At 62.7% G+C, this 24,943-nt stretch carries 23 protein-coding genes; 8 read left to right on the top strand and 15 right to left on the bottom strand.

Going from position 1 to position 24,943, the window contains the following annotated elements; translation table 11 throughout:
* The first annotated feature begins 161 nt into the window (after positions 1 to 161).
* The 3 genes from NKH38_RS16710 to NKH38_RS16700 are packed head-to-tail and all read left to right on the top strand — an operon-like array spanning position 162 to position 4,759.
* Positions 162 to 3,092: a molybdopterin oxidoreductase family protein gene (locus NKH38_RS16710; protein WP_023730954.1), complete on the top strand. Its 2,931-nt coding sequence runs from the start codon at positions 162 to 164 to the stop codon at positions 3,090 to 3,092.
* Positions 3,089 to 3,817 (top strand): 4Fe-4S dicluster domain-containing protein, encoded by a 729-nt coding sequence (locus tag NKH38_RS16705; RefSeq protein WP_352761971.1) that lies wholly within the window; start codon positions 3,089 to 3,091, stop codon positions 3,815 to 3,817. The genes NKH38_RS16710 and NKH38_RS16705 overlap by 4 nt, the downstream gene beginning before the upstream one ends.
* 3 nt (positions 3,818 to 3,820) lie before the next feature.
* On the top strand, positions 3,821 to 4,759 hold the full coding sequence (locus NKH38_RS16700; RefSeq protein ID WP_352761972.1) for a dimethyl sulfoxide reductase anchor subunit family protein: 939 nt from the start codon (positions 3,821 to 3,823) through the stop codon (positions 4,757 to 4,759).
* Positions 4,760 to 4,771: 12 nt separating this feature from the next.
* On the opposite strand, the gene NKH38_RS16695 is transcribed toward NKH38_RS16700, so the two are convergent.
* Entirely contained in the window at positions 4,772 to 5,650 is an 879-nt protein-coding gene (locus NKH38_RS16695; protein ID WP_352761973.1) for a LysR substrate-binding domain-containing protein, read from the bottom strand.
* 95 nt (positions 5,651 to 5,745) lie between these two features.
* Between NKH38_RS16695 and NKH38_RS16690 the strand changes: the two genes are divergently transcribed.
* Entirely contained in the window at positions 5,746 to 6,717 is a 972-nt protein-coding gene (locus NKH38_RS16690; RefSeq protein WP_352761974.1) for a quinone oxidoreductase family protein, read from the top strand.
* A 4-nt stretch (positions 6,718 to 6,721) separates the two neighbouring features.
* On the opposite strand, the gene pdeM is transcribed toward NKH38_RS16690, so the two are convergent.
* A complete protein-coding gene (gene pdeM, locus NKH38_RS16685; protein WP_023703455.1) occupies positions 6,722 to 7,438 on the bottom strand; it encodes a ligase-associated DNA damage response endonuclease PdeM in 717 nt (238 codons plus the stop codon).
* Positions 7,435 to 9,939 (bottom strand): ligase-associated DNA damage response DEXH box helicase, encoded by a 2,505-nt coding sequence (locus NKH38_RS16680; protein WP_352762010.1) that lies wholly within the window; start codon positions 9,937 to 9,939, stop codon positions 7,435 to 7,437. The genes pdeM and NKH38_RS16680 overlap by 4 nt, the downstream gene beginning before the upstream one ends.
* Between NKH38_RS16680 and NKH38_RS16675 the strand changes: the two genes are divergently transcribed.
* Positions 9,847 to 10,041, top strand: coding sequence for a hypothetical protein (locus NKH38_RS16675; protein WP_245260071.1), 195 nt, complete (start codon positions 9,847 to 9,849; stop codon positions 10,039 to 10,041). The genes NKH38_RS16680 and NKH38_RS16675 overlap by 93 nt on opposite strands.
* A 141-nt stretch (positions 10,042 to 10,182) precedes the next feature.
* Here the strand turns inward: NKH38_RS16675 and NKH38_RS16670 are convergent, their stop codons facing one another.
* The 3 genes from NKH38_RS16670 to NKH38_RS16660 all read right to left on the bottom strand — a co-directional run bounded on the left by NKH38_RS16670 (position 10,183) and on the right by NKH38_RS16660 (position 12,854).
* Positions 10,183 to 11,043: a C40 family peptidase gene (locus NKH38_RS16670; RefSeq protein ID WP_352761975.1), complete on the bottom strand. Its 861-nt coding sequence runs from the start codon at positions 11,041 to 11,043 to the stop codon at positions 10,183 to 10,185.
* 29 nt (positions 11,044 to 11,072) lie between these two features.
* Positions 11,073 to 11,423: a MarR family winged helix-turn-helix transcriptional regulator gene (locus NKH38_RS16665; protein ID WP_023669596.1), complete on the bottom strand. Its 351-nt coding sequence runs from the start codon at positions 11,421 to 11,423 to the stop codon at positions 11,073 to 11,075.
* A gap of 69 nt (positions 11,424 to 11,492) precedes the next feature.
* Positions 11,493 to 12,854 carry a leucyl aminopeptidase family protein gene (locus tag NKH38_RS16660; RefSeq protein WP_352761976.1) on the bottom strand — a complete coding sequence of 454 codons (1,362 nt, stop codon included), beginning with the start codon at positions 12,852 to 12,854 and terminating at the stop codon, positions 11,493 to 11,495.
* A 239-nt stretch (positions 12,855 to 13,093) separates the two neighbouring features.
* On the opposite strand from NKH38_RS16660, the gene NKH38_RS16655 reads away from it, so the two are divergent.
* Complete coding sequence (locus tag NKH38_RS16655) at positions 13,094 to 13,915, top strand: tetratricopeptide repeat protein (protein WP_352762011.1); 822 nt, start codon at positions 13,094 to 13,096, stop codon at positions 13,913 to 13,915.
* 113 nt (positions 13,916 to 14,028) lie between these two features.
* Here the strand turns inward: NKH38_RS16655 and NKH38_RS16650 are convergent, their stop codons facing one another.
* From NKH38_RS16650 to NKH38_RS16610, 9 genes are all read right to left on the bottom strand, one after another.
* Positions 14,029 to 15,045, bottom strand: coding sequence for a type II secretion system F family protein (locus tag NKH38_RS16650; protein WP_023826811.1), 1,017 nt, complete (start codon positions 15,043 to 15,045; stop codon positions 14,029 to 14,031).
* A 40-nt stretch (positions 15,046 to 15,085) separates the two neighbouring features.
* Positions 15,086 to 16,099, bottom strand: coding sequence for a type II secretion system F family protein (locus NKH38_RS16645; protein ID WP_023669592.1), 1,014 nt, complete (start codon positions 16,097 to 16,099; stop codon positions 15,086 to 15,088).
* A gap of 155 nt (positions 16,100 to 16,254) precedes the next feature.
* Positions 16,255 to 17,763 (bottom strand): TadA family conjugal transfer-associated ATPase, encoded by a 1,509-nt coding sequence (locus tag NKH38_RS16640; RefSeq protein WP_023688717.1) that lies wholly within the window; start codon positions 17,761 to 17,763, stop codon positions 16,255 to 16,257.
* An 86-nt stretch (positions 17,764 to 17,849) separates the two neighbouring features.
* Entirely contained in the window at positions 17,850 to 19,133 is a 1,284-nt protein-coding gene (locus tag NKH38_RS16635) for a CpaE/TadZ family protein (protein ID WP_352761977.1), read from the bottom strand.
* Between the two features lie 54 nt (positions 19,134 to 19,187).
* Positions 19,188 to 19,925 carry a CpaD family pilus assembly protein gene (locus tag NKH38_RS16630; RefSeq protein WP_352761978.1) on the bottom strand — a complete coding sequence of 246 codons (738 nt, stop codon included), beginning with the start codon at positions 19,923 to 19,925 and terminating at the stop codon, positions 19,188 to 19,190.
* A 14-nt stretch (positions 19,926 to 19,939) separates the two neighbouring features.
* The gene (locus NKH38_RS16625; RefSeq protein WP_352761979.1) at positions 19,940 to 21,472 is read right to left on the bottom strand and encodes a type II and III secretion system protein family protein; all 1,533 of its coding nucleotides are present in this window, start codon (positions 21,470 to 21,472) and stop codon (positions 19,940 to 19,942) included.
* On the bottom strand, positions 21,469 to 22,284 hold the full coding sequence (gene cpaB, locus NKH38_RS16620) for a Flp pilus assembly protein CpaB (RefSeq protein ID WP_352761980.1): 816 nt from the start codon (positions 22,282 to 22,284) through the stop codon (positions 21,469 to 21,471). Before cpaB ends, NKH38_RS16625 begins: the two co-directional genes overlap by 4 nt.
* Before the next feature lie 204 nt (positions 22,285 to 22,488).
* On the bottom strand, positions 22,489 to 23,007 hold the full coding sequence (locus NKH38_RS16615) for an A24 family peptidase (protein ID WP_352761981.1): 519 nt from the start codon (positions 23,005 to 23,007) through the stop codon (positions 22,489 to 22,491).
* Between the two features lie 191 nt (positions 23,008 to 23,198).
* On the bottom strand, positions 23,199 to 23,378 hold the full coding sequence (locus tag NKH38_RS16610; protein ID WP_352761982.1) for a Flp family type IVb pilin: 180 nt from the start codon (positions 23,376 to 23,378) through the stop codon (positions 23,199 to 23,201).
* Between the two features lie 346 nt (positions 23,379 to 23,724).
* On the opposite strand from NKH38_RS16610, the gene NKH38_RS16605 reads away from it, so the two are divergent.
* Together NKH38_RS16605 and NKH38_RS16600 are read left to right on the top strand one after the other, a co-directional pair.
* Positions 23,725 to 24,147: a pilus assembly protein N-terminal domain-containing protein gene (locus NKH38_RS16605; RefSeq protein WP_023681988.1), complete on the top strand. Its 423-nt coding sequence runs from the start codon at positions 23,725 to 23,727 to the stop codon at positions 24,145 to 24,147.
* Between the two features lie 154 nt (positions 24,148 to 24,301).
* The gene (locus NKH38_RS16600) at positions 24,302 to 24,919 is read left to right on the top strand and encodes a TadE/TadG family type IV pilus assembly protein (protein WP_352761983.1); all 618 of its coding nucleotides are present in this window, start codon (positions 24,302 to 24,304) and stop codon (positions 24,917 to 24,919) included.
* Positions 24,920 to 24,943: the final 24 nt, after the last annotated feature.

Genomic DNA, 24,943 nt, shown 5'->3' with positions numbered 1-24,943 from the left:
AACAAAATGATCGGGCGGTTCAGATCCCTTTTTGCGCATTGGACCCGTGGCCTCAGGCGGCGGCTGGCCGGCGATCGATATCATCCTGAAGAACACTATATGCGTGGCCCCGGACCGAAGACGCGGGCCAAATTCGCAGGTAGCAAAAGCACGCCGGCATCATGAACCCAGCTGCGCCGCGCGGGGCCAATTCCGCACCGTCGCAACGGCCGCTTCCCAATACACGCGCGCCTGATGAAGGCGACGGTGTCGACACCTCGCCAACCGTTTCCGACAGCATCGCCAAGACCACCTGCTATATGTGCGCCTGCCGCTGCGGCATCGACGTCCACATCAAGGACGGCAAGGTGCGCTACATCAACGGCAACAAGGACCATCCGGTCAACCGCGGCGTAATCTGCGGCAAGGGCAGCTCCGGCATCATGCAGCATTACAGCCCGGCGCGGCTGAAGAAGCCGCTGTTGCGCAGCGGCCTGCGGGGCTCGGGTGAATTCCGCGAGATCGAGTGGGAGGAAGCGTTTTCGATTGCGACCGAGCGGCTATCGAATATCCGCCGAACCGATCCGAAAAAGCTCGCCTTCTTCACCGGGCGCGACCAGTCGCAGTCGCTGACCGGCTGGTGGGCGAGCCAGTTCGGCACGCCGAACTTCGCCGCCCATGGCGGCTTCTGCTCGGTCAACATGGCGGCCGGCGGGCTCTACACGATCGGCGGCTCGTTCTGGGAGTTCGGCGAGCCGGACTGGGACAATACGAAATACTTCATGCTGTTCGGCGTCGCCGAGGACCATGATTCCAACCCGATCAAGATCGGCTTGGGTAAACTCAAGGCGCGCGGCGCCAAGGTGGTGTCGATCAACCCGTGCCGCACGGGCTACAACGCGATTGCCGACGACTGGATCGGGATCCGGCCCGGCACCGACGGCCTCTTCGTCTTCGCCCTCATCCACGAACTGCTCAAGGCGGGCCGCGTCGATCTCGATTATCTGCTCCGCTACACCAACGCCCATGTGCTGGTCATCCAGGAGCCGGGTGCGGCGGACGACGGGCTGTTCCTGCGCGACAGCGACGACAATCTTCTCGCGTGGGACAGAGTGGCGAAGACAACCGTCAACGCAGCCGATGCGGATGCGAAGCCGGCGTTGACCGGCAGCTTCACGTTCGCCGGCCGCCGCTGCGTGCCGGTGTTTCGGCTTATCGCCGACCGCTACATGGACGACAGCTACGCACCCGATGCGGTCGCGGCACGATGCGGCATTCCGGCCGACACCATCCGCCGGATCGCTGCCGAACTCGCCCACGTCGCCTTCGAACAGACGATCGAACTGCCGGTTGCGTGGACCGACTGGGCCGGACGGCGGCACGAGACGATCAAGGGACGGCCGGTGTCGATGCATGCCATGCGCGGCATCTCGGCCCACTCCAACGGCTTTCACTCCTGCCGTGCCATCCACCTGCTGCAGGTGCTGCTCGGCACGGTGGACGTGCCCGGCGGCTTCCGTTTCAAGCCCCCCTACCCGCGCTCGGCGCCCCCGGGACCGAAGCCGGCCGGCAAGGTGGTCAGGCCGATGACGCCGCTCGACGGCATGCCGCTCGGCTTCGTCTGCGGGCCGGACGATCTCCTGGTCGACGAGGCCGGCACGCCTTTGCGCATCGACAAGGCTTATTCCTGGGATGCGCCGCTCGCCGCGCATGGGCTGATGCATACGGTCATCCGCAATGCGTGGGCCGGTGACCCGTACCCAATCGACACGCTGATGATGTACATGTCGAACATGGCGTGGAATTCCTCGATGAACACCGTCGAGACCATTGCCATGCTCACCGACCATGACGAAGCGGGTAACTACAAGATCCCCTTCATCATCTATTCCGACGCCTATTATTCCGAGACGGTGCCGTTCGCCGACCTGGTGCTGCCCGACACCACCTATCTCGAACGTCACGACTGCATCAGCCTGCTCGACCGGCCGATCAGCCATGCCGACGGGCCGGGCGACGCGATCCGCCATCCGGTGGTCGAACCGGACCGAGATGTCAGGCCGTTCCAATCGGTGCTGATCGAACTTGGCGCTCGGCTTGGCCTGCCCGGCTTCGTCGAGGACGATGGCTCGGCCAGATATGCCGACTATGCCGACTACATCGTCAATCACGAACGCACGCCGGGCATCGGCCCGCTGGCCGGCTGGCGCGGCAAGGACGGCACTTCCGTCGGCAAGGGCGAAGTCAATCCCGACCAGTTGCAGCGCTACATCGGCAATGGCGGCTTCTGGCACCAGGATTTTGCTGAGGACCAGCGCTATTACAAGATGGCCAACCGCTCCTATCTCGACTTCGCAGAGCAGATGGGGTTCATCCCCAAGGCCGAGCCGATCGTGTTCCAGCTCTATTGCGAACCGATGCAGCGCTTTCGCCTCGCCGCGCGCGGTCATGGTCGCGTCCAGCCGCCCGAGAGCGAACGCCAGCGCATCGAGACCTATATGGATCCGCTGCCGTTCTGGTTTACGCCGTTCGAAGAGGCCGCGGTCGATCCGCAGAAATACCCGCTGCATGCGCTGACGCAGCGGCCTATGCACATGTATCATTCCTGGGGCTCGCAGAATGCGTGGCTGCGGCAAATCACCAGCCAGAACCGCCTGTTCGTGCACCACCAGACCGCGGCAGTTCTCGACCTGGCCGACGACGACTGGGTGTGGATCGAAAGCATCAACGGCCGGGTGAAGGGACAGATCAAGCTGGTCGACGGGGTCAATGCGGATACGGTCTGGACATGGAACGCCATCGGCAAAAGGCGCGGCGCCTGGGGGCTGAAGGACAACGCCGCCGAGAGCAATCGCGGCTTCCTGCTCAACCACATCATCGGCGACCAGACCTCGGCCGATGCGAACGGTAAACGCTATTCGAATTCCGATCCGGTCACCGGCCAGGCGGCGTGGTTCGATCTCAGGGTTCGCATCGTCAAATGCGCCTCCGAAGAAGCCGGCTTCACCGAGCCGCAATTCGAGCGCTTCAGCCAGCCGCCAAATGTCGAGCCTTCGCCCGACATCCTTCGCTTCGGCGCCGAGTTCCGCGTCCATAGGGAAGCCGTGGAATGACCTGCCTTCCCGCCCATACAGACAAGAAGCTTGGCCTGGTCATCGACCTCGACACCTGCGTCGGCTGCCAGGCCTGCGTCACCGCCTGCAAGGAGTGGAACACCGGCGGCCACATGGCGCCGCTAACCGACATCGACCCCTATGGTGGCGATGTCGACGGCGTCTGGTTCAACCGCGTGCACAGCTACGAGCTTACGACCGAAGCGGGCGGTCGCACGGTCAACTTCCCCCGCTCCTGCCTGCACTGTGAAACGCCGGCCTGCGTCACCGTCTGCCCCACCGGCGCCTCCTACAAGCGGGCGTCGGACGGCATCGTGCTGATCGACGAAAGCAAATGCATCGGCTGCAAACTGTGCAGCTGGGCCTGTCCCTATGGCGCGCGCGAATTCGATACCGACGTCGGCGTGATGAAGAAATGCACGCTGTGCGTCGACCGCATCTACAACGCCAATCTGGCCGAGGAAGACCGCGTGCCGGCCTGCGTTGCCGCCTGCCCGACCAGCGCCCGGCATTTCGGCGACCTCGGCGATCCCACCTCGGCGGTGTCGCAACTGGTGGCGGAGCGTGGCGGCGTCGACCTGATGCCGGAGATGGGTTACAAGCCGACCAACAAATATCTGCCGCCGCGCGCCCAGCGCGCCGCATCGGTGCCGGCGCCAAGGCTCGAGCCGGTCACGGCCGAAGGCGGTTTTCTTGGCTGGATCGACCGCATGCTTTCGAACTGACCAATGCATCCAGCCTTTTCCGTCGTCTTCTTCACAACTGCCACAGGAGCGGGCTACGGCCTGCTGGCGCTGCTTGGCGTGCTTGGCGGACTGGGTTTTATCCCGGCCCATTTCTGGCTCGGCCTTATCGGCATGGGGCTGTCGCTCGGCCTGATCGCCGCCGGCCTATTGTCCTCGACCGGCCATCTCGGCCGCCCCGAACGTGCATGGCGCGCCTTCTCGCAATGGCGCAGTTCCTGGCTGTCGCGCGAAGGCGTGGCCTCGGTCGCGACCTTCATTCCCGCCGGGCTGTTCGGCATCGGCTGGGTGTTTTTTGGCCGCACCGGAGGCTGGATGGCCATCGCCGGGTTTCTCGCAACTATCGGCGCAATCGTCACCGTCTGCACCACCGGCATGATCTATGCCTCGCTGAAGCCGATCGCGCAGTGGCATAGCCCGTATACGCTGCCGGGCTATCTCATCTTTTCGGCGATGACCGGCAGCGTGCTGTTGAACGCGCTGCTGCAGGCTTTCGCTATCAGCCCGACCGCCGTTGCCGTAGCCGCCCTGCTGCTGACCTTGCTCGGCTGGGGCTGGAAGCTGGCGACGTGGCGATACAATGACGCGCTGAAGATCGCGACCACCGCCAACACGGCGACAGGCCTCGCCGGAGGGACGGTGCGCTCGCTGGAATGGCCGCACACCGAGGAGAACTACCTGCTCAAGGAAATGGGTTTTCGGATCGCGCGCAAGCATGGCGCAAAGCTGCGGCTGATCACGCAGTTGCTGGCTTTCGCCTTGCCTGCCCTGCTGCTGCTTTCTGTCTTATTCGCTTTGCCCTGGCCATTCGCAGCGGTGCTGTCGGTGCTTGCGGCAATCGTCCAGTTCGCCGGCATGCTGGTCGAGCGCTGGCTGTTCTTCGCCGAGGCCAAGCACACCGTCACCCTCTATTACGGCCGGTAGAGCGTCCCGCCGTCAGGCGGCCGGTGCTCGTGGCGCCGCCGGCAAATCCTTAAGCAGGATTTCGATCGCGGCATCGATTACAGCTGTCCTGCGGTCGTGCGCGTAAAGGCCGTATTGGACCGTGAGCGGCTCGGGCAGGCCGGCTGACGTCTTCAGCACCCGCATCGAAGCGGTGCGCACGGATTCGGGCGGAAGCAGTCCAACGCCCAGTCCGTTCTCGATCGCGGCCTGAAGGCCGGTGACGCTCTGGCATGACAAGGCGATCCGGTGCTCCCGGCCGGCGGCGACCAGCGCCTCGATCATCCGCCTGCGCCAAGGGCAGGTTGCGCCGAAGGCGGCGAGATCGAGTGGCCGGTCATGGTCCAGCACATAGTCCTGGGCGCAGACCCACTGCAGTTCGACGTTCCATGTCGTCACGGCATCGGCCGCGACGACGGATGTCGGGGCAACCATGACATCCAACGCATCCTCGCTCCACAGCCGTCCCAGCGCGACGCTGTGCTCGACCATCGCGTCGAGGCTGATGTCGGGATAGGTGCGATGCAGCCGCCCAAGCGCGGCCGAGAGCGCGGCCGTGGTGACCTCTTCGGCAAGACCAATACGCACGCCGCCGCCAATGCTAGCCTGCTGCAGACGCGCCACTGCTTCATCGCCGAGAGCGAGGATGCGGGTCGCGTATCCCAGAAAGAGCTCTCCCGCCGCAGTCGGTACGACACCGCGGCCGGTGCGCTGGAACAAGTGCCGTTGGAGCAGGCCCTCCAGCCGGCGCATCTGCATGCTTAGCGCCGATTGGGTCTTGCCGGTCTGCGCGGCGACCCTGCTCAGGCTACCTTGCCGGCAGACCGCGACATAGGTGCGGAGAAGGTCGAGGCCGATCTGTTCAGATATCATTTTGTTTGAACTCTGATGTCATCGGTATCAGTCTACAATGATATCCCGCCACGCGCTATCTCACACTCAAGAGAAACAGCGCAGGGAAGAAAACCATGAAAGCGATCCGTGTTCACCGCCATGGCGGGCCAGATATGCTCGCCTACGAAGATGTCGACATCGGCCAGCCCGGACCGGGCGAGGTGCGCGTGCGCAACCGGGCGGTCGGCCTCAACTTCGTCGACATCTATTTTCGCACCGGCGAATACGCGCCGCCCGCTCTGCCATTCATTCCCGGCAATGAAGGCGCCGGCGAAATCGTCGCCGTCGGTGAAGGCGTCAGCGGCTTCGCGCCTGGCGACCGAGTCGCCTATGTGGAGACGCTCGGCGCCTATGCCGAAGAACGCATCGTGCCGGCGCATTTCGTCGTGCATCTGCCCGACGCCATCGATTTCGAGACAGGTGCGGCGATGATGCTGAAGGGGCTGACGGCGCAATATCTGCTGCGCCGCACGTTTCGCGTCGAGGCGGGCCATACTATCCTGGTGCATGCCGCGGCGGGCGGCGTCGGCCTCATCCTGACGCAATGGGCCAAACATCTCGGCGCGACCGTCATCGGCACGGTCGGTTCACCCGAAAAGGCCGAACTTGCGCGCGCCAATAGCTGCGACCATGTCATCGACTACAGCAAAGAGAATTTCGCCGCACGGGTGAAAGAGGTCACCAACGGCGAAGGCTGCCACGTCGTCTATGACGGCGTCGGCAACGCGACCTTCCCCGCCTCGCTCGACTGCCTGCGGCCGTTCGGCACCTTCGTCAGCTACGGCACGGCGTCGGGGTCGATCCCGCCATTCGACATCATGCTTTTGATGCAGAAGGGTTCGCTGTTCGCCACCTGGCAGTTGCTGTTCCATCATCTCGCCAGGCGTGAGGACGTCGTCGCCATGAGCGAGGATCTGTTCAGCGTCGTCCTCAGCGGCGCAGTGAAAATCCCGGTGCACACAAGCATGCCGCTTGCCGAAGTGGCGGAGGCGCATCGCCGGCTCGAAGCACGGCAGACGACAGGCGCAACCGTGCTTATACCGTAGAAACTCAGCCCGGCCGCAGCATCGAACCGGAAATGGCGAAGATGCGCGCGGCGCCCATCATATAAGCTATCAACGTCTCGCGGCGGAACAGGCCGGCATAGGCGCGGTCGAGCACGTTGAGCGAGCCGGTATAAGCGCCGAAGGCCGGCATGATCATGCGGCCGCCATCGCCGGCAAAGCAGCGCCGCCGCACCGAGCGGCCCTGCTGGACGATGCGGGCGCAAGGGTGAAGATGGCCGGCAACTTCGCCCTCGGTTCTTATCTTCGACGGCTCGTGGCGGAACAGCAGCGAGCCGATGGCGAGTTCGCGCACCGTCTCGCCGGGCAAATCCGCCGGCGCTTCCGGGTCATGGTTGCCGGCGACCCAGAACCAGTCGCGGCCGGCCATCAATGCTTCCAGCCGATCGCGGAAGGTTTGATGCATGCGCTCAGCGCCGCCGCCGTCGTGGAAGGAGTCGCCCAGGCTGATGACGATGGCCGGCTGGTAGTCCGCGATTACCGCCTGCAGCCGGAGCAGAGTGGCGCCGGTATCGTAGGGCGGGATCAGTGCGCCGCGCCTGGCGAAGGACGAGCCCTTTTCCAGATGCAGGTCGGAGACCGCGAGCAGCCTCAGATCGGGGAAATAGAGCACGCCGCGCGAATCACAGATCGCGCGCTCGCCCGCGATGCCGACAAAGTCGGCCTCGGCGATCAGCGATGCCCGCGCCAGCGAAAAATTCATTCCTCAACCATCCCAGGACCCATGGCTTCCTCGACCAAAGTCGCGGCATCCATCAGCAGCGTTTCGTCGGCCTCGCCGTTCACCGGCATCTTGCCGATTTCGAGCATGATCGGCACGGCCAGCGGCGATATCTGTTCGAGTGCCTTATGCACGATTCGACCCTGGATACGCGAGAGCATGTCGGCAAGTCTGCTGACATCGAGCAGACCGGTCGCCGCGTCGGCGCGCGTCGCCTGCAGCAGGATGTGGTCGGGCTCATGGCTGCGCAGCACGTCATAGATCAGATCGGTCGAGACGGTGACCTGGCGGCCGCTTTTCTCCTGGCCGGGGTGACGTTTCTCGATCAGGCCTGAAATCAGCGCGCAGTTGCGGAAGGTGCGCTTGAGCAGCCAGCTGTCGGCCAGCCAAGCCTCGAGGTCGTCGCCCAGCATGTCCTGGTCGAACAGAGCGCCAAGCGAAGGTTTCCGCGATTTGAACATCGCGCCCATATCGCCCAGCGACCAGATGGCCAATGCGTAGTCGGTGGCGACGAAGCCAAGCGGCCTGGCGCCGGCCCTGTCCAGCCGGCGGGTGAGCAGCATGCCGAGCGTCTGGTGCGCCAGCCTGCCCTCGAAAGGATAAGCGACGAGATAGTGACGGTTGCCGCGCGGAAAGGTCTCGATCAAGAGGTCGTCGCGTTTGGGCAATACCGATTTGTTGGCCTGGAACCGCAGCCAATCCGACACCTGCTCGGGCAGCTTCTTCCAGCGCTGCGGGTCGTCCAGCATGGCGCGCACCTGCTCGGCGAGGTAAGTCGAAAGCGGAAATTTGCCGCCGCCATAATAAGGAACCTTGGCGTCGCTTCCCGGCGCATTCGAGACGAAGCATTCGTTCTCGCGGATGCCTTCGAAGCGCAGCACTTTGCCGGCAAACATGAAGGTGTCGCCATGCGTCAGCGTTTCGAGGAAGGCCTCCTCGATCTTGCCCAGAGCCCGGCCGCCGTGCGAAGCCGAGCCTTTGCTGCCGGCCTTGACGTAACGCACATTGAGCGCCGGCACCTCGATGATGGTGCCGACGTTCAGCCGATATTGCTGCGCGACGCGGGGATTGGAGACCCGCCACATGCCGTCCTTGTTGAGGCGGATGCGGGCGTAGCGCTCGTAGTTCTTCAGTGCGTAGCCGCCGGTGGCGACGAAATCGATGACGCGGTCGAATGTCGGCCGGTCGAGGCTGGCATAGGGCGCTGCTGTCAGCACTTCCTCGTAGAGATCGTCGGCGCGAAACGGCGCTCCGCAGGCGCAGCCCAGCACATGCTGGGCCAGCACATCGAGCCCGCCATTGACCAGCGGCGGCGTATCCTGGGCGCCCAGATAGTTGGCGTCCAGCGCTGCCCGGCACTCCAGCACCTCGAAACGATTGGCCGGGATGAGGATCGCCTTCGACGGCTCGTCCATGCGGTGGTTGGCACGGCCGATGCGCTGCGCCAGCCGGCTGGCGCCCTTGGGCGCCCCGACATGCACGACCAGATCGACGTCGCCCCAATCGATGCCGAGATCGAGCGTCGAGGTGGCAACGATGGCACGTAAGGCATTGTCTCCCATCGCCTTCTCGACGCGGCGGCGCTGGGTGACATCGAGCGAGCCGTGATGCAGCGCGATCGGCAAGGTATCCTCGTTGACCCGCCACAATTCCTGAAACAGCAGCTCGGCCTGGCTGCGGGTGTTGACGAACAGCAGGGTGGTCTTGTGGCGCTTGATCTCGCGGTAGATTTCCGGCGTCGCATAGCGCGCCGAATGGCCGGCCCATGGCACGCGCTCTTCCGAATCGAGGATCGAGATTTCGGGCTTCGCGCCGCCGGTTACGACGATGAGCTCAGACATATCGGGACTTGCCAGGCCTTTGGGCGGATTCTGGCTCACCAGCCAGCGCCGCAACTCGTCGGGCTCGGCCACCGTTGCCGACAGACCGATCGTCTGCAGGCCGGGCACGATGCTGCGCAGCCGCGCCAGCCCGAGCGCCAGCAGATGGCCGCGTTTCGATGCCACCAGCGAATGCAACTCGTCGAGCACGACATAGCGCAGATCCTCGAAGAAGCGCCCGGCATCGCCGGCCGCAATCAGCAGCGCCAATTGCTCGGGCGTGGTCAAAAGGATGTCGGGCGGCGCCAGTTTCTGGCGCTGCCGCTTGTGCGAAGGGGTGTCGCCGGTGCGCGTCTCGATGGTGACGGGCAGGCCGATCTCCTCCACCGGCTTGCCGAGATTGCGCTCGATGTCGACGGCCAGCGCCTTCAGCGGCGAGATGTAGAGCGTATGGATGCCGCGCCGTGCCATACCGGCTTTGCGTCTGGGGCGGTTGGCCAGTTCGGTCAACGATGGCAAGAAGCCGGCCAGTGTCTTGCCGGCGCCGGTCGGTGCGATCAAGAGCACCGATTGCCCGGCTTGAGCCTTCGCCAGCAGCTCGATCTGGTGAGCGCGCGGCGACCAGCCTTTTTCGCCAAACCATCTGATGAATGGCTCGGGCAGAAGGACGGCGGCATTTTGTTTGGCAAGGCGCGGCTGCTCGGTCACGCGAAAGAGGTAGCGCGACGGCGCGCGATCGCCAAGGAAAATCGGAACAAAAGGTGATCGCGTGAGTTGCCCTCACCCCGTACGGGGAGAGGATGCCGGCAGGCACGTGAGGGACAGCGCGAGCTTTCAATCGCTGGCGCCGCCCCTCATCCGCCCTTCGGGCACCTTCTCCCCGTGAACGGGGCGAAGGAAGAGGCGCTAAGGCCGCCGAAACCCAGTCGGCCCGCCATAGAGATACCCAATCCGATCAACCGCATCCTTCAGCCCTTCGCGCGAGACCAGCATGGTGTGGCCGTTGGCGTGGATCATGGTCTCGGCGTCGGTCATAACGGCGACATGCCCCTTCCAGAACACGAGGTCACCGCGTTTTAGCCCGGCATAATCGGATCCCGGATCGAGCGGCTCGCCCAGGCCTGCCGCCTGCATGTCGGAATCTCGAAGCACATTGAGGCCGGCCATGCGCATGGCCAGTTGCACGAGGCCAGAACAGTCGATGCCGAAGCCGGAGGTGCCGCCCCAGAGATAGGGCGTGCCGATAAACATCTCGGCGACCGAGACATAGTCGGCGGCGATATCGCTGACCGGGCGCACATGGCCGGCGATCAGCGCCTCGCCGGAAGGCAACAGCGCATAGTGCGTGCCGCGCGTTTCGGCAGCGCCCCTCACCGTCACCGTCGAGCCCATCGACAATTGCCCGCTGATCGGAAAGCGCAGATCCGGGCCTGGATAGAGAAAAGTGCGCGGCGCCGTGACGATGTGGGTTGGCGCATGCTCGCGTGCGCCCAGCATGGTGGCGCCGACGTAGCCGACATAGCCGTCGCGTTCGGCCTGGACCCAGGCCCAGCCTTCGGCTTCCTCGAAGACAAGCACATCGTCGCCGAACAGTACCTGCGTGTTGACGCCGGCATCCGGGCGCGGTGCCTTGCGCACGTCAGCCACGGAGGCCGTGATCCGAGCCCGACGGCCGGTGACGAAGCGATCGGCCGAAACCTCCCCTTTCAGCCTTGCATCGGCGAGGTCGGAACGGAAGGCGTGGAGGCGGGCATCCCTGGCAGTCAAATCGGTACTCGTTCTAATTCATGGATTGATCAGATGGGCAGTTCATGAGCCCTGGCAACGATACCATCCCCGAAGCGCTCGACAAAGAGCGCGCCTTCGACCGTGCGCCGGATCAGCACATTGCGCTTGTCGAGCTCGTCGCGATGGCGTGACACCAGTTTCAGCGCACCCATCGTGTCGAGCGCGCGGGTGATAACCGGCTTGGTGACATTGAGGCGGGCTGCCAGGCCGCGCACCGTGTGCGGCGGCGGGTCGAGATAGATGGTGAACAGGATCGCCGTCTGGCGCATGGTGAGATCTGGCGCGCCGGCGCGCACCTGCGACAGCATCACCTGCTGCCATAGTCGCATCGCCTGGCTCGGACGCATCGAAATCGACATCGCGCGAGCATGACGGCAAATTGTTTCGGTTCCGTTTCAGTTTAGAGGCAGTGTGCTTTGCTCACGACCCTAGGCATAGCGCCTCGAAATGACCCGCTCCAGTGCACGGATGCCTTGCGCCTCGCCGCCGGCGGGTCCGTAGGGGCGATCGGACGGGTTCCAGGCGAAGATGTCGAAATGCGCCCAGCCCGTTGTCCGTTCGACAAAGCGCTTGAGGAACAGCGCCGCGGTGACCGAGCCGGCGAAACCGTCCGTGGTGACGTTGTTGATGTCGGCGATCTTCGACGCCAGCCTGCCGTCATAGGGCCGCCACAACGGCATGCGCCACAACGGATCCTCGACGGCCACCGAGGCCGCAGCCAGTTCGGACGCCAGCGCTTCGTCGCCAGTGTAGAAAGGCGGCAGATCGGGACCGAGCGCGACACGCGCTGCCCCGGTCAGCGTCGCCATGTCGATCAGCAGTTCCGGCTCCTCGTCATCGGCCAGCGCCAGCGCATCGGCCAGCACCAGCCGCCCTTCGGCGTCGGTGTTGCCGATCTCGACGGTGAGGCCCTTGCGGCTGGTCAGTACATCTCCAGGCCGGAAGGCGTTGCCGGCAATCGAATTCTCGACCGCCGGGATCAGGACGCGCAGCCGGCTCTTCAGCCCGGCAGCCATGATCATCGAGGCCAGGCCCAGCACATTGGCGGCGCCGCCCATATCCTTCTTCATCAAGAGCATGCCCGACGACGGTTTGATGTCGAGGCCGCCAGTGTCGAAACAGACACCCTTGCCGACCAGCGTCACCTTCGGCGCGCCTTCCGGTCCCCAAACCATGTCGATCAGTCGCGGCGCTCCGACCGAGGCCCGGCCGACCGCATGGATCATCGGGAAATTCTGCTTCAGGAGATCATCCCCCTTGATCACCGACACCTCGGCCTTGTGAGTGGCCGCCAGGGTCCGCACGGCCTTCTCCAACTCGTCCGGTCCCATGTCGCTGGTCGGCGTGTTGACGAGGTCGCGCGCCAGGAAGACGCCGTCGGCGATTCGCCGGACATGACCCGCATCCGCGCCGGGCGGCAGCGCGAAACGCAACGCCTTGCCTGATTTCTTGCCGTAGCGAGTGAAGACGTAACCGCCAAGCACCAAGGCTATGGCCGCGAGTTCCGGCTCGGCTGGAGCGGCGGCAAAATGCCAGTCGCCTTCCGGCAAGGCTCTCGCCAGCATGCCGACGGCCAGCGCCCCCTCGCCATCACCGACGCCGAACAAAGCGCCGGCAAGGGAACCGTTGTCGCCGGGCAGGGCCAGCGTCCTGCCGGCTTCGCCGGAAAAGCCGTTGGCGGCCGCCCATGCGGTCGTGGAAGGCGAAAGCGCCAAAGCCTCCAGTCCATCCCTCGCGACCAGATGGACCGGCAAGGCAGTGCTTAGTGTCTCGATGAGTTCGACAGGCATTCGATGGTCTCCGGGAGGCTTGCAGGCCGTCCTCAGTCAAGTGACAGGGACGTCGGATGATTTCAACATCTATGCACAGAGGCCGGACATTGGACATGCCAGGCCAAAGGCTTCCGGCGGGCCGTTCACCGATCCGACGGCTCGCTTTTTAACTGTCCGTTAGGGTTAACAGAATATTTCTGCGGGGATGAAGATGGCCACGTGAATGGCCACGCGCAGGAATGGAGAGCCCCGTGCCGATGCCCACCAACCGCAGGATGAACGTCACGGGCAAACGGTTGGTCACCACGGCACTGCTGATGGCGCTGGCGGCCGGTGTTGCCGGGTGCGGAACCAGCAAGCTCACGACCGGCTCGATCGGGCGCACCAGCGGCAAACCGCTGGAAACCATGTCGGCCGGCGAGTTGCACGGCGCGACCACGCGGCTCGGCGAATCCTACGCAAAGAACCCCAACGACAAGCGACTGGCGACAAATTTTGCGGCGGCGCTCCAGATGGACGGCGATGCCGACCAGTCGCTTGCCGTTATGCGCAAGCTGGCGATCGCCTACCCCAAGGATCGCGACGTGCTTGCCGCCTACGGCAAGGCGCTGGCCGCCAACGGCCAGTTCGAGCCGGCGCTCGACGCCGTGCGCCGGGCGCAGACACCGGAATATCCGGACTGGCGGCTGATGTCGGCCGAGGCCGCCATTCTCGACCAGCTTGGCCAGAAGGATGAAGCGCGCCAGAACTACCGCAAGGCGCTGGACCTCAAGCCGAACGAACCCTCGATCCTTTCCAATCTCGGCATGTCCTATGTGCTGGAAGGCGATCTGCGCACCGCCGAGACCTATATGCGCTCGGCAGCCCGGCAACCGAATGCCGACAGCCGGGTGCGCCAGAACCTTGCGCTGGTCGTGGGACTGCAGGGCCGCTTCGACGAGGCCGAGAAGATCGCCTCGCAGGAGCTTTCGCCCGAACAGGCGCAAGCCAATGTAGCCTATCTTCGCCAGATGCTTGCCCAGCAGAACGCCTGGAGCCAACTCAAGGATCAGGACAAGGCAAAGCCGGCGACCAACTGAGCGCCGCATGGGCGCCGGCTCCGCACAGCGCAAATCCGTCCACGCATCAACGCTGAAAACCAAGAGCCGCACTGCATTGGCAGTGCGGCTCTTTTGTACGGCTGCAACGAGGCCTACTGGCTTGAGGAATTGTGCTGGTCGCCGAAGATGCCGCGCTGACTGACCTGAATGCCGGCTGGGCCCAGAATGATGGCGAACAAAACCGGCAGGAAGAACAGGATCATCGGCACGGTAAGCTTCGGCGGCAGGGCGGCGGCCTTCTTCTCGGCGGCATTCATGCGCATGTCGCGGCTTTCCGAGGCCAGAACGCGCAATGCGTGCGCCACGGGGGTGCCGTAGCGTTCGGCCTGGACCAGCGCCTGGGACACTGACTTCACCGATTCCAGGCCGGTACGAGCCGAGAGGTTTTCATAAGCCTGCCTGCGCTCCTGCAGATAAGAGAGTTCGGCGTTGGTCAGCACGAATTCCTCCGCCAGCGCCACCGACTGCGAACCGATCTCCTCGGAGACCTTGCGCAAGGCAGCCTCGACCGACATGCCCGATTCGACGCAGATCAGCATCAGGTCCAGCGCATCCGGCCACGCCGCCTGGATCGACTGCTTGCGCTTGGCGGCACGATTGTTGACGTAAAGGATCGGCGCGTAGAAACCCGCGTAGGCGACAAGGATGCAGACGAACAGTTTCACGAAGGCCGGCCGGTCCGGCAGTCCGCCGAGCACGAACAGATAGATCCCTGCCAGCGCGAAACCGACAAAAGGCAGGATCAGGCGGAAGAACAGGAAGCGCGTCAGCGGGTTCTGGCCACGAAAGCCCGCCACCTTGAGCTTCTGCAACGTGCCTTCATCGGCCAACGCACGCCGCAGGTCCAGCCTGTCGACGATGTTGCGCATGCCGATCGACTGCTCTTCGCGCAGCCCCTTGCGGCGACGATCGGCTTCATTGGCAAGCCGCGCGCGCTGCTTAGCGCGCAATTCGTCACGCTCCAGCGCCACCGATCTCATGCGCGTCTTGAGCTGATTGCCACCAAGGGCCGGCAGCACCGTGAAGACGGTCGCGAACACCGCAATGCCAACCAGCAACGCTATCAGGAAGGCAGGATCGGTCAGCGATTTTACGACTTGGTCGGTCATTCGTTTTCAGTCTTTTCGTTTCGAGCTTTCCAAGGTCGGCCTAAACTTCAAAGTTCATCATCTTGCGCATCACCAGAATGCCGATCGACATCCAGACGCCGGAACAGCCGAGGATCAGATTGCCGGTGCTGGTGGTGAACAGCGGCATGATGTAGTTCGGGCTCGACAGATAGACGAGAAGGGCGACGACAAAAGGCAGCGCGCCGATGATGACGGCCGACGCCTTGGCTTCCATGGAAAGCGCCTGGACCTTGGCCTTCATCTTCTTGCGATCGCGAAGCACGCGCGACAGGTTGCCAAGCGCCTCGGAGAGATTACCGCCGGCCTGTGACTGGATCTGGATAACGATGCCGAAGAAGCTTGCCTCGCTGCACGGCATGGTTTCAGCCATGCGCAAGGTGGCATCGGGGATGGACATGCCAATCTGCTGTGAATCGACGATCCGGCGGAACTCGGTCTTGACCGGCTCCGGCGATTCACTGGCGATCAGGCGAATGGCGTCGTTGAGCGGCAGGCCGGATTTGACGGCGCGCACGATGATGTCGAGGGCGTTGGGAAATTCGTTGAGGAACGCCTTGACCCGGCGCGCGCGGCGAAACGAGACGAACCAGCGCGGCAGGCCGAGCGCCCCCGCCAGCAGCGCGCCCGGCAGGACCAGAAGCGGCGCGCCGGCGAGATAGGCAAGCACCGTCAGCGCGATGCCGCAAATGACGGAGTAGATATAGAAACGTTCGATCGAGACCTGCATGCCGGCCTGACGAATCTGGGCCTTCAACGGCGGCTTCTTGACGGCGAGTTCGTTGGTTTTCTGCTTTTCGTCGAGCTGTTTCAGCGTGTCCTGGACAGATTTACGCCGCTTGACCGCCTCCGCGACACGGTCGCGCGAAGCCTTGACGACCGAACGATCGGTCTCGGCCGCCTTGATCGTCTCGAGCCGCTTGCCGGCCTGCTTCTCGTTGCTCATCTTGGTGAACAGGAAGGCATAGGCGACCGCACCGGCGCTGAAGCCGGCGAGCACGATGAACGCCAGTACGGTGGTGTCAATTCCGAACATCGACCTCGGTCCCCAGCGCATATCGCCGTTTCAAGGAAACGGCGATATGCGCTATCGCTTTGTTTTGACGCAATTCCCAAGGGAAAGCGCTACGCGCTTTTCCCGGGAAAACCGCTTCACACTTTTCCTGGAATTGCTTCCAACCTCGATATGCGTCAGTCAGCGCGTTTCTCCATCGATTCCAGCGCATTGGCGAGGCGCTGTTCCTCGCCATAGTAGCGGGCGCGATCCCAGAAATGCGGGCGGCCGATGCCGGTCGACACGTGCTCGCCAAGCAGCCTTCCATTCGAGTCCTCGCCCTTGATGTTGTAGAGCACGATATCCTGCGTGATGATGACGTCGCCTTCCATGCCGATCACCTCGGTGATGTGGGTGATGCGGCGCGAGCCGTCGCGAAGGCGTGCTGCCTGGATGATGACATCGATGGAGCCGACGACGATTTCACGCACGGTCTTCTGCGGCAGCGAATAGCCGCCCATGGCGATCATGGATTCGATACGGTTCAGGCATTCGCGCGGGCTGTTGGAGTGGATCGTTCCCATCGACCCGTCATGGCCGGTGTTCATCGCCTGCAGCAGGTCGAAAACCTCCGGTCCGCGCACTTCGCCGACGATGATGCGTTCGGGCCGCATGCGCAGGCAGTTCTTGACCAGGTCGCGCATGGTCACCTCGCCTTCGCCCTCGAGATTGGGCGGGCGGGTTTCGAGACGCACCACGTGCGGCTGCTGCAGTTGCAGTTCGGCCGAGTCCTCGCAGGTGATGACGCGTTCCTCGCGGTCGATATAGTTGGTCAGGCAGTTGAGCAGCGTCGTCTTGCCAGAGCCGGTACCGCCGGAGATGACGATGTTGCAGCGGACGCGGCCGATGATCTTGAGGATCTCGGCGCCCTGCGGCGAGATGGCGCCGAACTTGACCAGCTGATCGAGCGTCAGCTTGTCCTTCTTGAACTTGCGGATGGTGAGCGCGGTGCCGTCGATGGAGAGCGGCGGGGCGATGACGTTGACGCGGGAGCCGTCGGGTAGGCGGGCGTCGCAGATCGGACTCGATTCGTCGACGCGGCGGCCAACCTGGCTGACGATGCGCTGGCAGATGTTGAGCAGCTGCTGATTGTCGCGGAAGCGGATGCCGGTCTGTTCGACCTTGCCATTGACTTCGATGTAGACGTTCTTGGAGCCGTTGACCATGATGTCGGCGATATCGTCGCGGGCGAGCAGCGGCTCCAGCGGGCCGTAGCCCAGCACATCGTTGCAGATGTCCTCGAGCAACTCTTCCTGCTCGGCGATCGACATTGCGAAATTTTTGATGGCGATGATGTCGTTGACGATGTCGCGGATTTCCTCGCGCGCGCTCTCGGGATCGAGCTTGGCGAGTTGCGACAGGTCAATGGTGTCGATGAGCGCGGAGAAGACCTGGCTCTTGGTGTCGTAGTAGGTTTCACTTTTTTCGCGCTGGATCTTTTTTGGCGGCTCCGGCGCCATCGATGGCGCCTCAACGGCACGGCGAGTTGGCGGGGTTCCCGGCGCTCCAGGCGGCGCTGCCGCGGGCCGGGCAAGTACCGCCATGTCCGCAGGCGTTGCAGTGGCCGGCGCCGCTGGCGCCGGTGCTGGCTGACGGAACTCCGGGGTGAACCGGCCGCCGTCGTCGGAGCCTCTTTTACCAAACATGATCGACTACCAATTCCGTCCAGAACATGATGCCGAAGCGGTTTTCGAACGACATCATGCTCTACTTCTTGATTTGGAGGGGAGCGTCATTTCTTGTTACGCGAGAGCTTGCCGAGCAGGCCGCCAAGGCCTGCCTTCTTCCTGGCCTTGATTTCGCTGCGACCGGTCAGGACATGCGCGATTTCGTTGATCATGCCGACGACCGGGCTCCTGGCATCCATCTCGCCCAGCATGCGGCCGTTGTTGGCGGCATTTCCAAACAACAACGGGTCGAAGGCGATGACCGACATCGGCGTGAGGCTGAGCGGTTCGGCGAAGTCGGAAGCGGATATCTCGGGTCGCTTCGGTACGCCGGCCTGGTTGATGATCAGTTTCGGCGGCGGATCGTTCGGGCGAAGCCGCGTCAGCATATCGACCAGATTCTTGGTGTTGCGCAGATTGGCCAGTTCCGGCGTCGCCGTGATGACGATCTCGTCAGCCTTGATCAGTGTGTTCTTGGTCCAGCCAGTCCAGACATGAGGAACGTCGAGCACCAGCAGCGGCACACTGCGCTGCGCGGTGTCGATGAGTTGCGTGAAGGCATCGGGATCGAAATCATAGACACGTTCGAGGGTGGAGGGCGCGGCGAGCAGCGACAGATGTTCGGCGCACTGGGCAAGCAGCCGGTCGAGATAGACCTCGTCAACTCGTTCGGGCGAAAACACGGCTTCGGCGATGCCTTGCGCAGGGTCCTGGTCGAAATTTATGTTGGCCGTCCCGAAAGCCAGGTCGAGATCGGCGACGACCACTTCCGACTTGAACAGCGATGACATCGCCCACGCTACATTGTGGGCGATGGTCGAGGAGCCGACGCCGCCCTTGGCGCCGATGAAGGCGATCGAGCGGCCGATCGGCTCGGCTTCCGGATCGACGAAGATCGATGAAACCACGGAGACGATATCGGCCATCGACACCGGCGCGATGACATATTCGGAAATACCGAAGCGGATGAGTTCGCGGTAAAGACCGACATCGTTGTAGTGGCCGATCACCACGACTTTCGAGGAGGGATCGCAATATTCGGAAAGCTGGGCAAGCTGCTCCAGCAACTGCTTCGGTTCGCTGCGCGATTCCAGCAGGATCAGGTTCGGCGTCGGCGCCGACTGGTAGAATTCGATCGCCGTGGCGATGCCGCCCATATGCACTTTCAGATGCGCCTTGGCCATGCGGCGATCCTCGCCGGCCCGCTCCACCGGATGCGCGACACCTTCCGTCTCGCAAAATGCCTGGATCGAAATACGCGGCACCGGCCGCAGCGCCTGCATCGCGGCAATATCCGATTGCGAGCTGTCGCCGCCGTCTACGGGCGTATCGTAGGCAAGATTGCTCATTGTCATGCTCTTTTCCGTGACTTCTCTTCCGGTCTCTACGCGGGACCGGCGCTCCTAGTACGTCACTTCCGAATTGCCGAGGAACTCGTCCGAAATACCTCTGCCGCGATAGACGTCGATCACCGCGCCGCGGTTCTCGGCGTCGATATCGGACGACTTTCTTGGCCCGAGCAGATCGGCCGGATTGGCGAGTTGCGCGGCGAGGTTGTTTTGAGAGGAGCAGCCGTAATCGGCGTAGTGCTTGTTTTCGGAGGTTGCGAGGATGTCTTCGGGCCAGCGCCCGCATTTGTCGGTCTGGGCTCTCACCGAAATATAGGAAACGCGGATAGGCGCCGAGGCTTCCGGGGAAACCGACTGGTAGGAGGTCACCACGATCCGGTTTCGCTTGATGCCGCTGGCAACCGCCAGCCTGGCGAAATCGCGCGCCGCGGCAGTCGCCGCCACCTCATTGGCCGAGCCGATCGGGGTTGCGATCGTCAGCGCCGGGGCAGCGCTCCTGTCGTAGCCGACAAGGAAGCCCAGAAGCGTGTCGCGCTGCGAGCCGGTCATGCCGCGATCGCCGGCGCCGACCGGGAGGTCCAGCTTCTGGTTCTTCTCAGCAATTACGATCGGATGCGCGGTGCGATAATCGTCGGGAATCGCCCCAACCGTGATGCTGTCGCGCTTAGCGCAACCGGCAAGCGAGGCGGCGATCGCGATCGCCAGGATCGGCATTGCCGATCGGCGGATCCGGCCACGGCCAGACCATGCCGTTGCGGCAATCGCCAGTACCTTTGATGCTGACTGAGACATGTCCGCTTCCCCGCTTACTTGTAGATGAAGCCGACAACGCCGTGGTAGCGGCCGTTGGGCTTGTCGGTCTGCATGGTGCCGTAGACGCGGTTGACGCGGCCAAGGAACATGGCCGGACCATCGCCGGCGGCATTGAAATTGTCGTCCGGCTTAGCCAGGTCGTTGCGCGCCACCGGCCGAGCCAGATAAGGCGTGATGATGATGACCAGTTCAGTTTCATTGCGGACGAAATCGCGGCTGCGGAATAACGTGCCGAGCACCGGGATCTTGGTCAGGCCGGGCAAGCCCGATACAGCCTGGCGGACGTCGTCGCGGACGAGGCCGGCAATCATCATCGAACCGCCCGACGGCAATTCGACGGTGGTGTCGGCAAGTCTCTTGCGGATCGACAGAAGCGTCAGGCCGGGCAAGGTGCCGCCTCCTTCCAGGGTGGTAGCACCTTCCGAGGTCGGCTCCGAAACCGATGTTCTGACCTTGAGGCTGATCCGACCCGCCGACAGCACAACGGGCTGGAACTCGAGGCCTATGCCGTATTCCAGCTTTTCGTTGGTGTAGGTGACCTGCCCGGTCTGGTTGTCGGTCGAAACGTTGTTTGTACGTGCCGTGATGAGATTGAATTCGCCGCCGACCCTGAACGTTGCCTTCTCGCCCGAAACCGCCGTGAGGGTCGGTTCTGCAAGCGTCTTCATGACGCCGCTTTGCTCCATGGCATTGATGTAGGCTTTGAGGCCACTGCCGCCCAAGTTAAAGCCTGAATTCTGCGAAAGCGGCTTTCCCAAACCGTAGTTGGGCGAACTCAGCGCACCGTAGGCGATGCCGTCCATGCTGCCGCTGCCAACCATGTTGACGCCGAGCTGCTTCATCACCGAGCGGCTGACTTCGGCCACGGTCACCTTCAGCGTCACCTGGTCGTCGCCGATGATCTGTAGCAGGTTGACGATCTTCGAGACCCGGCGTTCGGCATCCGGGTTGTTGATGTCGACGCCGCCATTGGCATTGCCGCCTGCCGCGGTCTGCGAATACTGACCGGTCGTCGCTTCACCGCCGGACACGAAGATGGTTGCCAGATCGACGGCGCGCTTGGCATCGAGCGGCGTGTCCACCGTCCCGGTCAGGACGACGTTGTCGTTCAGCAACTCGACCTTGATCTCGGCATTCGGAAGGAAGCGCTTGAGATAATCTTCCAATCCGGCGACGTCGCGTTCGACGGCCAGATCCAGGCTGGCGATCTGCTCGCCATTGGGACCGAAGACGAAGATGTTGGTTTCGCCCACCGACTTGCCGAACAGATAGATCCGCCTTGCGGTGCGGGTCACCGCATCGGCGACCGCGGGGTTGGCGACCAGGATGTCGTAGGCGTCGCTCGGCAGATCGATGACCACCGATTTGTTGAGGCCAAGCTTGACACGTTGCGTGGCCGACGAGGCCGTGACCCCGACGCTCTTTCCGGCGGCCTTGGCGTCGACAAGGCCACTTGCATGGGCTCCGAGAAAAAGCAGGCCGATGGCCGCAGCCATGGTGACCGGCAGTCTAGCGACTAACCTCATTTCCTTGCCCCTACTTCGGAAACTTCGCCCGATTTGATCAACCGCACCGTTCCGCGCCGCCCATTGCCGGAAACGAGGTAGTCGGCTTCATCGGTACCCTTTTCCTTGTTGTCGGTGATTGAGCGCAGAGCCAGCGTCAGGCGATCGGCCATCTGCTGGGCGACGGTGATGATCTCGGCCTGCTGCGGCGTCAGCTCCAGTGTCGCCGTCTGTCCGACCCTGGTCTTCTTGCCTTCCTCGTCCTCCTGGATGGTCTGATCGATCGCCAGGACGCGGATGTTCTTGAGGATGGTCTCGGTGGTGAATCCGCTGCCGCCGTTGCCGGCGTCGGATCTGCGGGTCATGATGACGTCTACAAAATCGTTGGGCAGGATGAACCCGCCTGCCGACGTGTCAGCCGAGATCGCGGTGGCGACGGCACGCATGCCGGTGGGCAGGATCGAAGACATGAAGCTTTGCCCCTCGCCGATCAGCTTGGAGCGCCGCAGCGGCTCACCGGTGTACATCGCCACGCGGGCGACAGAGCCTTTCAGCTTGTCCAACGCGTCGGGTTCGACGGCACGGGTGATGAAATTCGCGTTGATCCCTTCGGCCGGCCAGGACTCCCAGCTGATGTTGTTCTCAAGCGGACTGCCCATGGCGACGTCGCCGGAAAGCACGAGCACCTCCTGCAAGGCGATGGCCGGCGCCTGTGGCGCACCGACGACGACCTGCTGGGGCGGCGAGACCGCCACCATATTCTTGGCAACATAACCTGCACCACCCGCCGCAGCCACCGCCACGCCCAGAATTATCAGTCGGGATGCTGGCATCTGTCCGAACCCTCGCCTTAGGCAACCACCTAGCCAGGCCGGACTTTGCAGCGGCAATCGTCAAAACAAGGTTAATGCAATGCTTACGATCGTGATTAATTTAAGGTTTACATAAATTGGACGGACCGGTGCTCCGACAACAAAAAGGCGGCCAAGCCGCCTCTTTTCATATCGATGCCGAAGCGGCAAAGGAGCCTTGCTGTTTCAGTTCGCCAGCTTTGCCAGTGCCCAAACCATGAGGGGTGAATCCGGATAGGTCAGCAGCCCGCCAATGCCGAGTGCAATGCCATAAGGAATGCCAGTCGTGTCGTCGGCGAAATGGCGCAGGAATGTATTGTGGCTGGTGTAAATCGCCAGCGGCGATTTCCGATAGAGAAGAATGGCGAGCGTCAGCAGGCCACCGATGAACGTCGAAGCCACGAGGTAATTGACAAGATGAGTGTTGAACCCCATCCACACGGCGGTGCCCGCGAGCAGCTTGGCGTCGCCGCCACCCATGCCGCCGAGTGCAAACAGACCGAATGTCACGGCCAGCACCATGGCGCCGGCGGCGAAATGCCAGCCATAGGTTGCCAAGTCCATGCCCGTAAGCGGCGCAACCAAGGCAAACACCGCCAGCAGCAACACCGGTACGCGGTTGGCGATCGTCATCGACAGCATGTCGGAGATCGCGGCAAAGAGCATGCAGAAGGGAAAGACGACGAAGATCAGGGCTTCAAGCATCGGTGCGGCGCCTTGGTCAGATGCATCAGGCTTGAGCCTAGGCCGGTTCGATTAACGATTGATGAGGCAACGATCTCAATTTGCCTGGTGTCGCCGGCAAATTGCGGATCGAGATCCTGCGCACCGCACAAATGAAACAAGGGCCGCCAAGGCGGCCCTTGTTCTGAAAACGATCGCAGATCCGTAATGTATTACGGAGCCTTGCCGGTCGAGACGGCAGTGGCGATGTCCTTGAACTTGTTGTTCAGGGCATTGCCGAGCTGACCAGCGCCAACCATGATGGCAAGCGCGATGAGAGCTGCGATCAGACCGTATTCGATAGCGGTCGCGCCGGATTCGTCCTTCGCGAAACGTGCGATGAGATTAGACATTCGAGAGCTCCTACTCCACGTGTTACAGCACTTCCGTCAACTTCTGTGGTGGTTGATCGGATGCTGCCAATCTACGGAGAAGCTCTTTCAATCGGCTTAATAAACAGCCTTACCGATTCCTTTCCCGCTTCGAACAGCTTGCGTGGTTAACCGTAAACTAAACGCTGGAAAGTAGCTCGCCTGCCCGTGAAAAGCTGTAATCTCACGGCTATCGGCAGGATGCATTGTTATATTAGCTGGCAGCAAGATTGGTGCGAATACCCCGGCGCCGGTCAAGGTTTAACCGTTGGTTCACCAATCTCCTTCATGTTTCTTTGAACAAGTTTTGCCGCTGTGGAGCGCCTTGATGACTGCCATGAAATCGTCATTCCTGCTTGTCGCGCTTCTCGCCGTCCCGGCTTTTGTGCTGCCGGCCAAGGCCGGAGCCGGCATCGAAGTGACGATGAATCAGGCCAAGATCGTCAAACTGACACGCCCCGCCGACACCATCGTCGTCGGCAATCCGGCGATTGCCGACGCCTCCGTCCAGGATGCATCGACGATCGTGCTGACGGGCAAGGGGTTCGGCGTCACCAATCTGGTTGTCCTCGACCACGATGGCAGCCCGATCGTCGACGAGCAGGTGACCGTGGTGCGCCAGGACGCGTCGTCCGTGCGTATCTACAGGCGCGCCTCGGTACAGACCATGTCCTGCACGCCCTATTGCGAAAGCTCGTACAAGAGCGACTCGGAAAAGTCGTCCGAAGCCGAGATGAGCGCTGGGCAGTAAGCGCCTCAGTTGGCTTGATTGTCTCGGGAAAGCCGCGTCGGTTAGCGGCCGGTTAATGTCGCCTGGTCGAATTTAACGGTCATTCAAACCGGAGCTAAATGGGTTCTTGATAGTGGTGCTGACGGTACCGCATCAGGATCGGTAGGAACGGGATATGGGCGACGTTTTGGACGAGGATTCAGAACGCGAGATCTGCAAGGTCAAGGCAGGGCGCGTGACGTTTGCCCGTCTTTTCCTTGGTGATCGGCGCGGCAGCACGGCGATAGAATTCGCCATGCTTGCGTTACCGTTTGCGGCTCTCGTCTTCGCCATCCTCGAGAGCTGCGTTTCATTTGCCGGACAGGAGGTGATGGCCAACATCACCGATGATATCGCCCGTCAGTTGCGTACTGGCCAGTTGAGGCAAGCCGATGTGACGGAAGAGAAGCTGAAGGGCTTGGTCTGCGCCAGACTCGAGATCATTGTCGCGAAGGGTTGCCCCGGTTTGCTGGTGGATCTGCGCCCGTTCAAGACCTTTGCCGGGGCAGCCAGTGCGGGTTTCACGATTTCCGGCTCGACCATCACGCTGACGGGCAAGGATCCGGATACAGGCAAGGACCCGGCTTTCGGGACCCCTACAATAGGTCCGGCAGAATCAAAGAACATGCTGCGGGTCTTTTACCCTTGGCCGGTCATGACCGATTTCATGGCTCAATACATGTCGAATATGGATGGCGGCAAGACTCTGCATTACGCGACGACAACGTGGCAAAACGAGCCATTCGACAACTGAAATTGCACGTGTAAGCAAAAGGAA

Source organism: Mesorhizobium sp. M1078 (assembly GCF_040318615.1).
Taxonomy (GTDB): Bacteria; Pseudomonadota; Alphaproteobacteria; order Rhizobiales; family Rhizobiaceae; genus Mesorhizobium.
This window is presented reverse-complemented; position numbering and strand designations above follow the sequence as displayed.

What these genes read in the sequence shown, in the direction of transcription:
- NKH38_RS16705 (WP_352761971.1), top strand. Translation starts at nt 3,089, where the DNA reads ATGACCTGCCTTCCCGCCCATACAGACAAGAAGCTTGGCCTGGTCATC.
- NKH38_RS16645 (WP_023669592.1), bottom strand. Translation starts at nt 16,099, where the DNA reads ATGTTCGGAATTGACACCACCGTACTGGCGTTCATCGTGCTCGCCGGC.
- NKH38_RS16700 (WP_352761972.1), top strand. Translation starts at nt 3,821, where the DNA reads ATGCATCCAGCCTTTTCCGTCGTCTTCTTCACAACTGCCACAGGAGCG.
- NKH38_RS16640 (WP_023688717.1), bottom strand. Translation starts at nt 17,763, where the DNA reads ATGTTTGGTAAAAGAGGCTCCGACGACGGCGGCCGGTTCACCCCGGAG.
- NKH38_RS16655 (WP_352762011.1), top strand. Translation starts at nt 13,094, where the DNA reads ATGCCCACCAACCGCAGGATGAACGTCACGGGCAAACGGTTGGTCACC.
- NKH38_RS16695 (WP_352761973.1), bottom strand. Translation starts at nt 5,650, where the DNA reads ATGATATCTGAACAGATCGGCCTCGACCTTCTCCGCACCTATGTCGCG.
- NKH38_RS16690 (WP_352761974.1), top strand. Translation starts at nt 5,746, where the DNA reads ATGAAAGCGATCCGTGTTCACCGCCATGGCGGGCCAGATATGCTCGCC.
- NKH38_RS16635 (WP_352761977.1), bottom strand. Translation starts at nt 19,133, where the DNA reads ATGAGCAATCTTGCCTACGATACGCCCGTAGACGGCGGCGACAGCTCG.
- NKH38_RS16630 (WP_352761978.1), bottom strand. Translation starts at nt 19,925, where the DNA reads ATGTCTCAGTCAGCATCAAAGGTACTGGCGATTGCCGCAACGGCATGG.
- NKH38_RS16615 (WP_352761981.1), bottom strand. Translation starts at nt 23,007, where the DNA reads ATGCTTGAAGCCCTGATCTTCGTCGTCTTTCCCTTCTGCATGCTCTTT.
- NKH38_RS16610 (WP_352761982.1), bottom strand. Translation starts at nt 23,378, where the DNA reads ATGTCTAATCTCATCGCACGTTTCGCGAAGGACGAATCCGGCGCGACC.
- NKH38_RS16650 (WP_023826811.1), bottom strand. Translation starts at nt 15,045, where the DNA reads ATGACCGACCAAGTCGTAAAATCGCTGACCGATCCTGCCTTCCTGATA.
- pdeM (WP_023703455.1), bottom strand. Translation starts at nt 7,438, where the DNA reads ATGAATTTTTCGCTGGCGCGGGCATCGCTGATCGCCGAGGCCGACTTT.
- NKH38_RS16710 (WP_023730954.1), top strand. Translation starts at nt 162, where the DNA reads ATGAACCCAGCTGCGCCGCGCGGGGCCAATTCCGCACCGTCGCAACGG.
- NKH38_RS16600 (WP_352761983.1), top strand. Translation starts at nt 24,302, where the DNA reads ATGGGCGACGTTTTGGACGAGGATTCAGAACGCGAGATCTGCAAGGTC.
- NKH38_RS16605 (WP_023681988.1), top strand. Translation starts at nt 23,725, where the DNA reads ATGACTGCCATGAAATCGTCATTCCTGCTTGTCGCGCTTCTCGCCGTC.
- cpaB (WP_352761980.1), bottom strand. Translation starts at nt 22,284, where the DNA reads ATGCCAGCATCCCGACTGATAATTCTGGGCGTGGCGGTGGCTGCGGCG.
- NKH38_RS16625 (WP_352761979.1), bottom strand. Translation starts at nt 21,472, where the DNA reads ATGAGGTTAGTCGCTAGACTGCCGGTCACCATGGCTGCGGCCATCGGC.
- NKH38_RS16665 (WP_023669596.1), bottom strand. Translation starts at nt 11,423, where the DNA reads ATGTCGATTTCGATGCGTCCGAGCCAGGCGATGCGACTATGGCAGCAG.
- NKH38_RS16660 (WP_352761976.1), bottom strand. Translation starts at nt 12,854, where the DNA reads ATGCCTGTCGAACTCATCGAGACACTAAGCACTGCCTTGCCGGTCCAT.